Below are 12,092 nucleotides of genomic sequence, written 5' to 3' on the forward strand. Positions count from 1 at the left end.
CCCTCCTTATTTTTATTGGGGGGGAATGGGGGTGGTTTATTTAATAGTTCTAACCCTATTCCTTCAATGTATCTTCATACAATTTGAATATCCTTTTATATTCATCCGTCCAGCTGCTTGGCTCTATGAAGCCATGGTCTTCAACTGGATAAACAGCCAGTTCCCAATTATTTTTTCCGAGTTCGATGAAGCGCTGTGTAATCCTAACAATATCCTGGAAATGAACATTCACATCAACCATTCCATGCGCCATTAATAAATTGCCTTTCAATTTATCAGCAAAATAAATCGGCGAGCTTTGTTTGTAGGCAATCGGGTCGTTAAAAGGTTCGTTTAAAATATTGGAAGTGTAACCATGATTGTAATGCGCCCAGTCGGTAACCGAACGCAAAGCAGCGCCGCTGGCAAAAACGTTCGGTTCATTAAACATCGCCATTAGCGTAATAAAGCCGCCGTAAGAACCACCATATAAACCCACATGTTTAGGATTAACACCATAATTTTCTACCAGAAACTTAACACCATCAACCTGGTCTGTTAAATCTTTTCCACCCATGTGGCGGTAAATACCTGTTCTGTGATCGCGACCGTAACCTGAACTTGCAGTGTAATCAATGTCGATTACCGTGTAGCCATTGTCGGCCAGCAAATTGTTGAACATAAACTCCCTGAAATAGGTACTCCAACCAAAGTGCACATTTTGTAAATAACCAGCTCCATGAACGAAAACCACTGCCGGGTGGTTTGGATGCGGATGATCAGATTTATAAACTCTTGCGTAAACCTCAGCACCGTAGCGGTTTTTAAACGAAACCATATCGGGTTCACGCCATTTATATGAGTTAAATTCTTTCGTGGTAGACTCCGTAACTTTTACTGCTTTTGCCCCAATTTTGTTTGGTTGAATATATAGCTCGCCTGGTTTATTTAGATAAGAATAATTGATGGCAAGATACTTTTCATCGGGCGACAGTGTGATATCATTTAAACCTTTCATGGTTGTAATTTGAACCAGCTCACCACCGTTTACACCAATTCTAAAGAAATTTGTAATGCCTGGATGTTCCTTATTTGCTTTAAAATAAAAGCTTCGTTTGTCTTCTGCTAACTGAACCGATTGAACTTCCCATTTACCAGAAGTGAGTTGCTTTTTAGCGCCGGTTGAAATATCTGCAACATATAAGTGTGAATAACCGGTGGCCTCGCTTTGATAATAAAAATGGTTGTTATCTACCCAACCCGTGCTTCCTTGAAAAAAACCGCTAATGCCGGGGCCACCAATCCATGCCTCATCATGCTGACGATCTATTAAATTGAATTTGCCTGTCGAAGCATCTAAGTTTAAAATCCAGCGGTCCTTATTATCTGTAGAAGTTGCTACCATAACTGCAGCACTTCCATTCTCATTCCACAATGGGCCGAAAAAATTCACTACCCTATCATTATTTTTCTTCTTTAAAGAATCCAGTACTTTTGGATAATCCTTATAAAAATCAGGAATATCTTTAATCCCTGGAATGGTAGCGGTTTGAATGGCATATACTGAATCCCTTTGCGTATCGTAAATAAATCCTTGGGATACACTTTCATTTTCGCCAACTTTGGTTCTGCCGGGAATATCTTCCGTATAGCCAGATGCCGTTACATAATTTGGTATTACGGTATTGTGGTTATTTTGAGCCGGAGCCGTTAATTTGTAGGTTACAAAACGACCATTAGGGCTAATGACGACATTGTTTAAAAACCGATCATCAGTGTAAAGCGGTTTTAAAGCTTTTGTATCGCCAGATTGTCCGCTGAAGCGACTTCTGCCTCCACGACCTGTACCACCACGAGTTTCTGCATTTCTTTTTTTAATGATATCGAACAGCTCTGTTTGCTGAGCCTTAAGCCAACCATCTTGTTCGGTAGCAGGCTTGGAACTTATTTTTCCAGAAGCTTTACCCTTAACGAAATTGGTTATTTGCTTAGTCCCAGCTGTATTCAAATCAAGCTGAAATAAATTCTCACCTAATTGGTAAACTACATCTCCGTTGCTTAAAAAAACAGGGCTGCTTTCCCTCTCCAGGGTATTGGTTAACCGATTTTCTTTCTTTGTTTTAAAATTTTGAAGATAAATATCACCGCTCTTTTCTACCAACCCCAACGATTTATCTTTGTTGTAAACATAATTTACGTTGAGTAATTTTTCATCTTCCTGATTAACGGCTTTAATTGGGTTTGAATTCGAAGTTGATATTTTATATAATGCCTCTTTTGCATTGTTTTCAGGATTCCAGTTAAAGTATAAAGTTTTGCTATCTGCCGTCCAGCGGAAATTTGTAGGCGAACTTCCCATCCATTTTGGGTCTCGCATAATTTTTTCTACCGTTAATGGACCTATTTGTTGTGCGAAAGTGTACTCACTTGAGCAGATCAATAAGAAAAGTATATATTTTTTCATGAATTTTTGTTTGGATGCTGCAATTTAGACAATGCCCGAGCTAATGTGCCAAGGAAATGGAAATGTTACAACGCTTCACCGTATTAATTGAGTGTTGATTGCAAAGACTTTTAACCCACTTGTTTTTCCTTAGCGTCCATCAAATCCCTCTCTGAAAAGTGACGGGATAGTATTGTTCTATATTTCATTACTTCCGCTGATAGGGGAGGAAAAAACTGGCTAAATTTTTTGAAATAATTTTGTTTAATAATCTGCGAATCTGCGGCCAGTTTTTATCGCATTACCCGCCCAGTTCTATCCACGTTCACATCATCAAAAGGCTTTAAAAATTCGTTGATGATCACTGAAAATTCTCGTCGTGTTAAAACCTTTTTCAAATCGTATTCGGAAGAAAATTTATAAGTCTTGTTCCACTTCTTCTCAATTTCATTTCTGGTTGCAACAACGGCTTTATTCCCAACATAACAGACCATTGAAATGGTGTTATCTAGATTGATTGGAATGTTTTGATGATCATCAAACCAGATTTGAGCTTTGTAGTAGTAATTTTTTAGAGGTTGCTTTATTTCATTGTAGTTAACTGCCTTTTCGGGTTTAAAATAAACCTTCCCATTTTCTATATCCGCTTTTAAAATTCCGGTAATGCCCACTTTTTGAATCGCCAGCCAATTTGAATCAACGATTTTAACATCCTCAAAAGGCATTAACGACAATTTGTAAGCTAATAATTTCCCTTGAATGCTTTTTAAGTTTGATAAGCTAGTTTTGGTTTTATAAAATGCTGCATACGCTGCGGCGGCACCAGCCGCCTGTCCGATTTCAAAATTATCAGTTTTGATGTATAAAATATTTTCCTGGTTTGGAATCAGCAAATTATAAAGCGAAAGATAATTAGATGTTCCATTTATGCCAGCAATTGTTGTACGATATAAGTTTTCAGCATAATTAATAGTATTTGCTTCTGCTGGTTTTAAAGTTTCTATTTTTAAAGCTGGAAGTATCTTTTCAATCTGATCAGTTACAACCAATACCTTTGCTTTAATACTTTTTTCTTTGGTCAATTTAGCTTCCCAACCATTTCCAGAACGTTTAATATGATAGTATGGCGTATTGTTGATAACATCAAGAAGTTTAGCGCTATCAGCCCAATTTTTAATTACTGCGTTTACAATTTGATTGGTCATTTCGGGTAATGAAACACTATCGGCAAGTTTTAAAGACTTTCTGGCTCTCTTTTCGAACGCCCTCACAACGCCATTTTGAGGTAAACTTTTAAGACCACTTAGTTTGAAACCATCACGCTGTGTTAAAACAATTGCATTTACACCCGATTCGGCAGCTTGAACGCCTGCGGCAAAAGCAGCATTTGAATTACCTAAAACAAGCACGTCTGTTTTAATGGTTTGAGCATGAATAACCAAGGGAACTAAAAATGCGAAGGCAAAAAACAACTTCTTCATTGGTGGTGTCTAAAATTAATTGCAATATGCTTTAAATGAATGAATTTTTAATGAAATGAATTGATTTTAAGTAAATTTAAACACAAAGACAATGCATAAGATATCTATATGCCATATAGTTCAATAACTTACATTTTCTTACCTTCCTAAATGGTAAATTTCTAAACATTTTTACAAAAATTCATTGAAAAAGGCATAATTTGCTTTTATGGATTTAGAACAACTTAAATACCCAATCGGGCAGTTTAATATGCCTGAAGTTTTTGACGATAGGCAGACTAAAATCTGGATAGCTGAGATCGAGGCTTTGCCAGAAAAAATCAAAAATGCAACTGAAAATCTAAGCAAAAAGCAACTAAACCAGGCTTATCGCCCCGAAGGGTGGACATTAAGGCAAGTTGTTCATCACCTTCCGGATAGCCACATGAATGCCTACATTCGTTTCAAACAAACTATCACAGAAGATATGCCAATCATCAGGCCTTATTATGAAGAACGTTGGGCAGAGTGTGAAGAAGCAAAAAATGGCGATATTGAGATGTCCATTATTCTTTTGGAAGGTTTGCATCAGCGCTGGGTGGCTTTTTTAAAAACGCTAAAGTTGGAAGATTATCAACGAAAATACATTCACCCAGAACATGGAAAAGAATTTACCTTGGCCAATATGTTGGGTAATTATGCGTGGCATGGAAAACATCATTTAGCACATATTACAAATACCATATCTCAAACTTAACCTCGTAATCCTCTTCGATAAATGTCCATCAGCATTAGCATCCCATATCGCTATGCATGCGTGTAATAATAGAACTGTATAGAATTTAAAGCAGCATTTTAATTTGCCTTCTGAAGGTGGTGAAGAAGTTTTCAATCTTCCTAAGATGCTTTCAATATCAACATGACAGCAGTTTATCCCACTAAAACAGAGGTCATGGTTAATGAACCACCAACTGCTTTATCGTTAAAGAAAGACACCTCTTCTTTATCATTTTTCAATCCTAAATTATAAATCAAGGGCAAATAATGCTCTGGCGTAGGAATAGCCAACATGGCCTTGGTGCCTAAGTTACTGTAATTGATGAGCGGTTGGTGATCGCCATTTGCTATAAGATTTTTGAATTTGTCATTCATCTCATTTGCCCAATCGTATCCGCCTCCATTAATCATTTCCCAACTTATCATGCGGAGATTATGCACCATGTTTCCGCTGCCGATCACCAAAACGCCCTTCTTGCGTAGCGCATACATTTCTTTAGCGATTTCATAATGTTGCTCTGGAGATTTTGTATAATCGATACTCAATTGAAGAACTGGAATGTTGGCTTCGGGATACATGTGTTTTACAACGGTCCAGGTGCCATGATCCAAACCCCAATCGTGGTCTAAGCCAATAGGTGTAGAATGAACTAAAGTTGGAATTTCAGTGGCCAGTTTAGCATCGCCCGGTGCAGGATATTGAACATCGAAAAGTGCTTGCGGAAATCCCCCAAAATCATGAATGGTTGAAGGAAAATCCATCGCGGTAACAAAAGTACCATGGGTATACCAATGTGCAGAAACCACCACGACCGCTTTTGGTACCGGAATATTTTTTGCAAGGTCTGCCCAGCTTTGGCTAAACTCATTGTTTTCAATGCCGTTCATCGGCGAGCCATGTCCAATAAAAATCGTTGGCATTAAATCGGTTTGTGGCAAACGTTGGGTAAAGCTTCTAAATTGTGATAATGTTGACATGATGTTAAAATTATCTTTAAAGTTACTTTATTCCATCTTCCGACAGCTTGATGTATGTTAGGAAAAAGGGTTAGCTAACTATTTTCATTTTTATCCGTTAAGTTAAATTGTAGACAATCAAAAGCGAGGCGCTTGATAAGCGACTGTGGTTTATGGCGGCCGAACGGTCTAAGCGAGAGATAAAAATTCCTATTTAAAAAGTAAAAGCCGGGCTTTTTGAGCTCGGCTTTTACTTTGATTTTTTAAAGGTTGCACATCATGTTTACGATGTGCAGTTTCACTAATTTGATTTTATCGTTTCAGAAACGTCGCCACATTCAAACATCATGCTTCCATAATACGGGTTTTCAATGTTTTCTTTTTCATTTAACCAGCTTGCTTTCGCCATTGGGCAGTGTTGAACGTAAACCCTAGCATTGTTAAACTTGATGTTACGTACGGTTTTAATCATCGCTGAAGAAATTCCTTCAAAAGATTTTCTTTGTGCTTTGATATCTTTTCCTGCAGCCAATTCAGTTGCTTTTGCTTTAATTATTTTTGCCTGTTCCATCCACAGTGTGTGTTGTGTGGCTGGCAAATCTTTGTGCGGGATAGCCTCAACTTTGGCTGATAATGCTTTCACTTTTTCTGCTGCTACATCTTTCTTATCGGTTGCTAGCGCATTCTTCACATCGTAATAAGCCGTTAACACTTGGTTAAAAGCAGCATCAGTTTTACTTTGTGCGAAAGTTAATTTCGTTGTTGCAATGGCAATAATAGCCATCATGATCATTATTTTTTTCATCTTGAGTATATTGTTTTGTTTGCGCTGAAGCTTGTATAATCAACAAAATTAATTTTAGTTGCTTACTTGACGTTCAACTTTAATTTATTTTAAAGCATTAAAAAAGTTAAATTCTGCTCTCAGCAGATACATGTTTTTGGTATATCTATTGGCCATATTTCCTGTCGCCTGAAAGCGGTAGCCCAAGTCGATCCTGGTTGTGCTATTCAAAATAACCTGAAAGGCAGGGGCCAAATCCAAATACGATTCGCCTGAGTTTGGATCTGTCTTTCCCAATATTTCAAAATACAAATTAAAATTAGGTTGCTTGTAGTCTTTGTACACGAAAGGCAAAACCAGATATCCGGAAGATAAACTATAAGAAAGCATCTGGTCAGGTTGTGGCGTATTCAGTCTTAGCACCTTATCGTTTTTTTCAAAAGCGTTTGAATAACCTAATGTTGCTGAAATTGCCAGTTTATGCAACAGTTGCGTAAATATTAACCCCGCTTGCCATCCACTATTATCCCCTTCTAAATTAATATCCCTGCTAAATCCCGGCCTTTTGCTTGTACTTATTCTACCAAACGCAGCAGCCCTGAAATGACTTTGGCTTTCGTCAATTGATAAAAAACGATATTTGGCATATAAACTTCCACCCTCCACACGAAAACGGCCGTCGAAATCTGACAGAAAACCTTGTGCATGCATCATCAGGTTTTTGTTGAAACCAAACATGACTTCTGGAATAGTTCTGCTCATAAAACCAGGATTGTTAAACATGCCCTCATTGGTAATACGAACACCAATTGATTTGGTGGGCATATTGCTTGCTGGCTCCGTGAAAACGTATAACTCCTGACTAAAAGCCACACCAGCGGCGCCAATCAAAATCAGCGCCGTTAAAAAAATCCTTCTCATTTTAAGAAAGAACCAGATGATAAACACGCATTTTTTTACCATTTACAACAGCAGTTCCGTTTGCATACGCATCAGAATTTACGGTAGCCGACTGTTTTTTAAATGCAGAACCTGAAATGAAATTCTTATCAATAACCGAGGCTTTTACCGTTCCGTTTAAAGTTTTGTTTTTGGCGTTTACAAAACGATAAACATTACCATCAACAATTGCCTGACCTTTATCATCTATTTTTACCTGATTAAAAGTGAAATCCGCGGTTAAACCACCAACTGAAAAGCCCGCATCCTGTACTTTTTTGCGCACCATATCTAAGTTGATATCAGCGCCTTTCTTGAAATTTAAAACGAAGATGTTTTTGTTTAAATCTGGTTTAACAGAGTTGATGAAACCCAAAGTTTCTAAAGATTTTTGAGTGGCGTTGGAACACATTGAACAGGTTAAACCAGTTACCTGTAAATCGGCTGTTGATATTTGTTGTGCCGAAACCTGTGCGGCGAAGATTAGCATAATAATGCTGAATAATTTTATTGTTTTCATGATTTTTGGAATTAGAATGTTTAATTACTCGTCATTTCGAGTGAGTGATCCACGACGGAGAAATCTAATTCATATAGATCTCTCTCAGTCCGTTACACTTCTTTCGAGGTAACAGACATGAAGAATAATCCTAATTCCTAAAAATGCAATTGAAAACATGCAAAGCAACGCCTAAAGAAAGCGGAGGTGCTTTATTGCTGATTTTGCTAAAATATGCGGGGGTGATATTTGAAAGAAATTCTAAAACCGGCGGATGTAGAAACAGTTGAATAGAAAATAACTTTGGCATTTGTGTTTGTGCCTCAGTTTGGTGACTATCCTTAACTTTAACAGTTAACTGCGTGTTTTTGCAACAGCCATCATCCTTAATTTTTTCAGCAGGAATATCTGCACAAAACTTACAAGAAATTTCATTGCTAAACAGCTTAACATTCTCTAGTTTGCCGCCGCAAAAATGCAAACTTAAAGCCAAACCCATAACACTAACCGCATAGAATACGGCCAAAGAAAGTGCTATTTTTTGTTTTAACTTCATTTGTACAAAGATATGGCAAAAAAAATTGAATAATGCCACTCATTATTTATTGAAATTCATTTTTTAGTTTAATTTAGCCTCAAACATAAATAAATGAAGAAATTATTATTATTCGTTTGCGCTTTTTCGATGTTTTCGGCCTTTGCTGCGAAGCCTAAAAATCAATATATCAGAATAAAAACGGAGTTTGGAGAATGCATTGTAAAACTTTATAATGAAACCCCTTTACATCGGGAAAACTTTCTGAAACTTGCAAAAGATGGTTATTACAACGGAACGTTATTTCACAGAGTGATAAAGGATTTCATGATTCAGGGTGGTGACCCGGATTCGAGAAATGCTAAACCGGACTCTTTGCTTGGAGAAGGCGGCCCGAAATATACCATTCCAGCCGAATTCAGCGACAGTTTATTTCATAAGAAAGGCGTTCTGGCTGCGGCAAGAGAAGGCGATATGGTTAATCCTAAAAAAGAATCTAGCGGAAGTCAGTTTTATTTAGTGCAAGGCAAGGTTTTTACTGATGAGCAGTTGAATTCTCTCGAAGAAAAACGATTGAAGTTTAAAATACCAGAATATCAGCGGCAGGTTTATAAAACCATCGGCGGTACACCGCATTTAGATAGAAATTATACCGTTTATGGCGAAATTGTGGTCGGCTTAGATATGGTTGATAAAATCGCTATGCTACAAACTGATAAAAATAATCGCCCTAAACAAGATGTTAAAATGGATATTAGCATTTTGAAAAAGAGGGAAGCGAAGAAATTGGAAAAACAGCTGTTGCAGGATTCTTTGAAAGATAGAATGATAACAAAACATTGATGAAAATCATCTCCTATAACGTTAACGGAATTCGAGCGGCAAGCACCAAAAACTTTTTCGGCTGGTTGCAGGCTACTAATGCTGATATGGTTTGCCTGCAGGAAGTGAAAGCATTGCCTGTACAAATTCCAGAAATTATAGCTTTAATTGAGCAACTCGGTTACCATCACTATTGGTATCCAGCTGAAAAAAAAGGATATAGTGGTGTCGCGATTCTAACTAAAATAAAGCCCAATCATGTTGAATACGGATGTGGAGAAGAATGGATTGATAAAGAAGGTCGAGTTATAAGAGCTGATTTTGATGATTTTTCCCTCATGAGTTTGTACATGCCGTCAGGTTCGAGCGGCGACGAACGGCAAGTAAAAAAATACGAGTTCATGCACTTTTTTGATGGATACATTGGCGAATTGCGGAACGAAATACCTAATTTAATTGTAAGTGGGGATTATAACATTTGCCATACTTCCATTGATATTCATAATCCAAAGTCGAATGCCAATTCATCAGGATTTTTGCCCGAAGAACGTGAATGGATGCAGTTATTTCTCGAAAATGGTTTCATAGATACTTTCCGTCATTTTAATAAAGATCCACACCATTACACCTGGTGGAGCTATCGTGCGGGTTCGAGAGGGAAGAACCTGGGTTGGCGCATCGATTATCACCTGGCCACAAAGTCTCTCGAAAGTAGGCTGAAAAATGTGAGGATTTTGCCTGATGCCATCCACTCTGATCACTGCCCTGTTTTATTGGAATTGGAATAAATCTGTCGGTAACAAGTCAGGATTTTAATTCGCTTAACTCATCACAGCTTGAAGAACAGGTAACCAACTCCTTAAATATCTAGCGGAATCGCTTTTAGAGGGAGAAGATGTTTTTATACTCGGTCAATTTGAAATTTAAGGAACCATGTTTGTCAATTTTCGAGAAATTTGTTTCCGCGAAAATCAGCGTAATATGCAGAAGCCTAAAAGGCAATAAACCATCTGCCTACTATAAATCTATCTTGAGTGGAAATCATTCCCCGCAGATTCGGGGGTTTAAGCAGACTTTATGCTGGTAAGAATAGCTAAGTAAAAGGTTAATCGACCGAAGAGGACAAATGATTGACCAAGATTTAAATAGAAAAATTCCTATAAATGCTCTTCCTCGTATTTCTCGCCAGCTTTCAACATCAGCTCAATTTGCTTTAAATCCTCAGCGGTAAGCTCTTCTTTTTCCTGCAATTCAAATACCGCAATCATGTTCTCTTCATACTGTTTTTCGGTTTTGATAACGATTTCCTGTGCCATGATTAAAGCTTAAAATTTGATAGTTTCTGTTGGTATGATGCAAAAATCTAAAGCGATGTCATGTTCATTCACATCATCGATTTTATCAATCGCAGGCGACAAAGATAGCCCTATTTTTTGAGCATTTATATTTTGGAGAAAACGGTCGTAAAAGCCTTTGCCGTAACCTACGCGATAACCCCGCCTATCAAAAGCCAGCAATGGGATTAAAACCATATCTATTTCACCATTATGGATGATGCCTTTTTGAGGTTCTAAAATATTGTACAAATTTTTCTGTAAATCGTCCACACCCAGGTATTCGTGATTGGTCATTAAAGCAGTTTCAAAATCAGCCTTCGGAACAATGATTTTGATTTGGGGATGTTGTTCTGCCAGCCATTCGATGAGCAAGAAAGTATTTGGTTCTTTTTTTTCGATGATGGGTAAAAATATATGTAGCGTTTTCACTGCGCTAAAATCCAGCTTAATGAATTGATTTAGCAATCCAGTATTTAGCGATTCATATTCCATATCGCGAATCGCTAATCTATCTTTCAAAGCTTGTTTTCTGATTTCGGATTTTAACATGGCTTTACGTTTAGACAAATATAACAATTAGAAATAGCGCTAGTTTCTGCGCTTAGCAACGGAACATAGTTGTGCTGGCTATATTTCTAAACCCTTTGCCTGCGGCAGGCAGGCGATAGTAGTCGAAATACTTTTTTATGGCAGCAACGCTGAATATGCTGTCATGCTTAGGCACGAAGCATCTGCAGCCGATGAAACAGATCCTTTGTGCCTACCATTGACGTTTTTAACTTTTCGTATTTGCGAAATCGATTTTCTCGATTGAAGCAATCTCATTTGTTGTCTGATTTTATTAAAGGAGATTGCTTCGTGCCTCGCAATGACGGCCGTTCTTAATAAAATTCTCAGAGTAAATCTGCGGTTCCGTAACAAAAATTTTTAACAAAAAAGCCCTTGAAAATAAATCCAAGGGCTCGTTTTAAGATTTTATAATCTATTTTACACGTTCTACATACTCACCTGTACGCGTATCAACTTTAATTTTATCGCCTTGGTTTACGAACATAGGCACTTTAACCTCCACGCCATTTTCAAGTGTTGCCGCTTTTAATGCGTTGGTAGAAGTATCGCCTTTAACTGCTGGTTCAGAATAGGTAATTTCAAACTCAGCAAAGTTTGGCAACTGACCCATAATCGCTTCGTCGCTTTCCATTGAAACGATAACACTCATGCCTTCCTTTAAAAATTTGATTGCAGAACCAAAGAGCGTTTTCTCTACATTGTATTGCTCGTAAGTGTTATTGTCCATTACTACCAGATAATCGCCATCTTCGTAAAGATATTGATAATCGCTAGTTTCCACACGGCAAATTTCAACAGCCTCGTCTGTACCCATACGAGCCTCAACAATTCTGCCCGATTTAATATTACGGAATTTACCGGTGTAAAAAGCGCCGCCTTTACCTGGTGTACGGTGATTCCATTCGTCAACAGTAACTAACTCGCCATTTACACGTAAGATGTTACCGTTTTTAATTTCTGATGCTTTAGCCATATGATGTGATCCTAATT

13 protein-coding genes are annotated in these 12,092 nt (G+C 37.7%); 3 read left to right on the plus strand and 10 right to left on the minus strand.

The window, feature by feature from the left end:
* Positions 1 to 55 precede the first annotated feature (55 nt).
* The gene (locus OQZ33_RS01195) at positions 56 to 2,443 is read right to left on the minus strand and encodes a prolyl oligopeptidase family serine peptidase (protein WP_265797219.1); all 2,388 of its coding nucleotides are present in this window, start codon (positions 2,441 to 2,443) and stop codon (positions 56 to 58) included.
* A gap of 272 nt (positions 2,444 to 2,715) precedes the next feature.
* A complete protein-coding gene (locus tag OQZ33_RS01200; RefSeq protein WP_265797220.1) occupies positions 2,716 to 3,903 on the minus strand; it encodes a hypothetical protein in 1,188 nt (395 codons plus the stop codon).
* A 208-nt stretch (positions 3,904 to 4,111) separates the two neighbouring features.
* Between OQZ33_RS01200 and OQZ33_RS01205 the strand changes: the two genes are divergently transcribed.
* The gene (locus OQZ33_RS01205) at positions 4,112 to 4,639 is read left to right on the plus strand and encodes a YfiT family bacillithiol transferase (protein ID WP_265797221.1); all 528 of its coding nucleotides are present in this window, start codon (positions 4,112 to 4,114) and stop codon (positions 4,637 to 4,639) included.
* Positions 4,640 to 4,812: 173 nt separating this feature from the next.
* On the opposite strand, the gene ygiD is transcribed toward OQZ33_RS01205, so the two are convergent.
* The 5 genes from ygiD to OQZ33_RS01230 all read right to left on the minus strand — a co-directional run bounded on the left by ygiD (position 4,813) and on the right by OQZ33_RS01230 (position 8,394).
* Complete coding sequence (gene ygiD, locus OQZ33_RS01210; RefSeq protein ID WP_265797222.1) at positions 4,813 to 5,637, minus strand: 4,5-DOPA dioxygenase extradiol; 825 nt, start codon at positions 5,635 to 5,637, stop codon at positions 4,813 to 4,815.
* A 280-nt stretch (positions 5,638 to 5,917) separates the two neighbouring features.
* Positions 5,918 to 6,421: a DUF3347 domain-containing protein gene (locus OQZ33_RS01215; RefSeq protein WP_265797223.1), complete on the minus strand. Its 504-nt coding sequence runs from the start codon at positions 6,419 to 6,421 to the stop codon at positions 5,918 to 5,920.
* Positions 6,422 to 6,505: 84 nt separating this feature from the next.
* The gene (locus OQZ33_RS01220; protein WP_265797224.1) at positions 6,506 to 7,321 is read right to left on the minus strand and encodes a hypothetical protein; all 816 of its coding nucleotides are present in this window, start codon (positions 7,319 to 7,321) and stop codon (positions 6,506 to 6,508) included.
* A gap of 1 nt (position 7,322) precedes the next feature.
* Positions 7,323 to 7,859 carry a heavy-metal-associated domain-containing protein gene (locus OQZ33_RS01225; RefSeq protein WP_056850635.1) on the minus strand — a complete coding sequence of 179 codons (537 nt, stop codon included), beginning with the start codon at positions 7,857 to 7,859 and terminating at the stop codon, positions 7,323 to 7,325.
* Between the two features lie 130 nt (positions 7,860 to 7,989).
* The gene (locus OQZ33_RS01230; protein WP_265797225.1) at positions 7,990 to 8,394 is read right to left on the minus strand and encodes an HYC_CC_PP family protein; all 405 of its coding nucleotides are present in this window, start codon (positions 8,392 to 8,394) and stop codon (positions 7,990 to 7,992) included.
* A gap of 93 nt (positions 8,395 to 8,487) precedes the next feature.
* Between OQZ33_RS01230 and OQZ33_RS01235 the strand changes: the two genes are divergently transcribed.
* Both OQZ33_RS01235 and OQZ33_RS01240 read left to right on the plus strand, forming a co-directional pair.
* A complete protein-coding gene (locus OQZ33_RS01235) occupies positions 8,488 to 9,216 on the plus strand; it encodes a peptidylprolyl isomerase (protein ID WP_265797226.1) in 729 nt (242 codons plus the stop codon).
* Entirely contained in the window at positions 9,216 to 9,983 is a 768-nt protein-coding gene (locus OQZ33_RS01240; RefSeq protein WP_265797227.1) for an exodeoxyribonuclease III, read from the plus strand. Before OQZ33_RS01235 ends, OQZ33_RS01240 begins: the two co-directional genes overlap by 1 nt.
* Before the next feature lie 369 nt (positions 9,984 to 10,352).
* Here OQZ33_RS01240 and OQZ33_RS01245 read toward each other — a convergent pair whose 3' ends face one another.
* The 3 genes from OQZ33_RS01245 to efp form a co-directional block, all read right to left on the minus strand.
* Positions 10,353 to 10,511 (minus strand): hypothetical protein, encoded by a 159-nt coding sequence (locus OQZ33_RS01245; RefSeq protein WP_265797228.1) that lies wholly within the window; start codon positions 10,509 to 10,511, stop codon positions 10,353 to 10,355.
* A 9-nt stretch (positions 10,512 to 10,520) separates the two neighbouring features.
* Entirely contained in the window at positions 10,521 to 11,081 is a 561-nt protein-coding gene (locus OQZ33_RS01250; protein WP_265797229.1) for a 5-formyltetrahydrofolate cyclo-ligase, read from the minus strand.
* 433 nt (positions 11,082 to 11,514) lie between these two features.
* On the minus strand, positions 11,515 to 12,075 hold the full coding sequence (gene efp, locus OQZ33_RS01255; RefSeq protein WP_056850640.1) for an elongation factor P: 561 nt from the start codon (positions 12,073 to 12,075) through the stop codon (positions 11,515 to 11,517).
* Positions 12,076 to 12,092: the final 17 nt, after the last annotated feature.

It is taken from the genome of Pedobacter sp. MC2016-05 (assembly GCF_026239735.1).
GTDB lineage: Bacteria > Bacteroidota > Bacteroidia > Sphingobacteriales > Sphingobacteriaceae > Pedobacter.

Bases quoted from the DNA above. Each gene is read 5' to 3' on its own strand.
- OQZ33_RS01195 (WP_265797219.1), bottom strand. From the start codon at position 2,443: ATGAAAAAATATATACTTTTCTTATTGATCTGCTCAAGTGAGTACACT.
- OQZ33_RS01200 (WP_265797220.1), bottom strand. From the start codon at position 3,903: ATGAAGAAGTTGTTTTTTGCCTTCGCATTTTTAGTTCCCTTGGTTATT.
- OQZ33_RS01205 (WP_265797221.1), top strand. From the start codon at position 4,112: ATGGATTTAGAACAACTTAAATACCCAATCGGGCAGTTTAATATGCCT.
- ygiD (WP_265797222.1), bottom strand. From the start codon at position 5,637: ATGTCAACATTATCACAATTTAGAAGCTTTACCCAACGTTTGCCACAA.
- OQZ33_RS01215 (WP_265797223.1), bottom strand. From the start codon at position 6,421: ATGAAAAAAATAATGATCATGATGGCTATTATTGCCATTGCAACAACG.
- OQZ33_RS01220 (WP_265797224.1), bottom strand. From the start codon at position 7,321: ATGAGAAGGATTTTTTTAACGGCGCTGATTTTGATTGGCGCCGCTGGT.
- OQZ33_RS01225 (WP_056850635.1), bottom strand. From the start codon at position 7,859: ATGAAAACAATAAAATTATTCAGCATTATTATGCTAATCTTCGCCGCA.
- OQZ33_RS01230 (WP_265797225.1), bottom strand. From the start codon at position 8,394: ATGAAGTTAAAACAAAAAATAGCACTTTCTTTGGCCGTATTCTATGCG.
- OQZ33_RS01235 (WP_265797226.1), top strand. From the start codon at position 8,488: ATGAAGAAATTATTATTATTCGTTTGCGCTTTTTCGATGTTTTCGGCC.
- OQZ33_RS01240 (WP_265797227.1), top strand. From the start codon at position 9,216: ATGAAAATCATCTCCTATAACGTTAACGGAATTCGAGCGGCAAGCACC.
- OQZ33_RS01245 (WP_265797228.1), bottom strand. From the start codon at position 10,511: ATGGCACAGGAAATCGTTATCAAAACCGAAAAACAGTATGAAGAGAAC.
- OQZ33_RS01250 (WP_265797229.1), bottom strand. From the start codon at position 11,081: ATGTTAAAATCCGAAATCAGAAAACAAGCTTTGAAAGATAGATTAGCG.
- efp (WP_056850640.1), bottom strand. From the start codon at position 12,075: ATGGCTAAAGCATCAGAAATTAAAAACGGTAACATCTTACGTGTAAAT.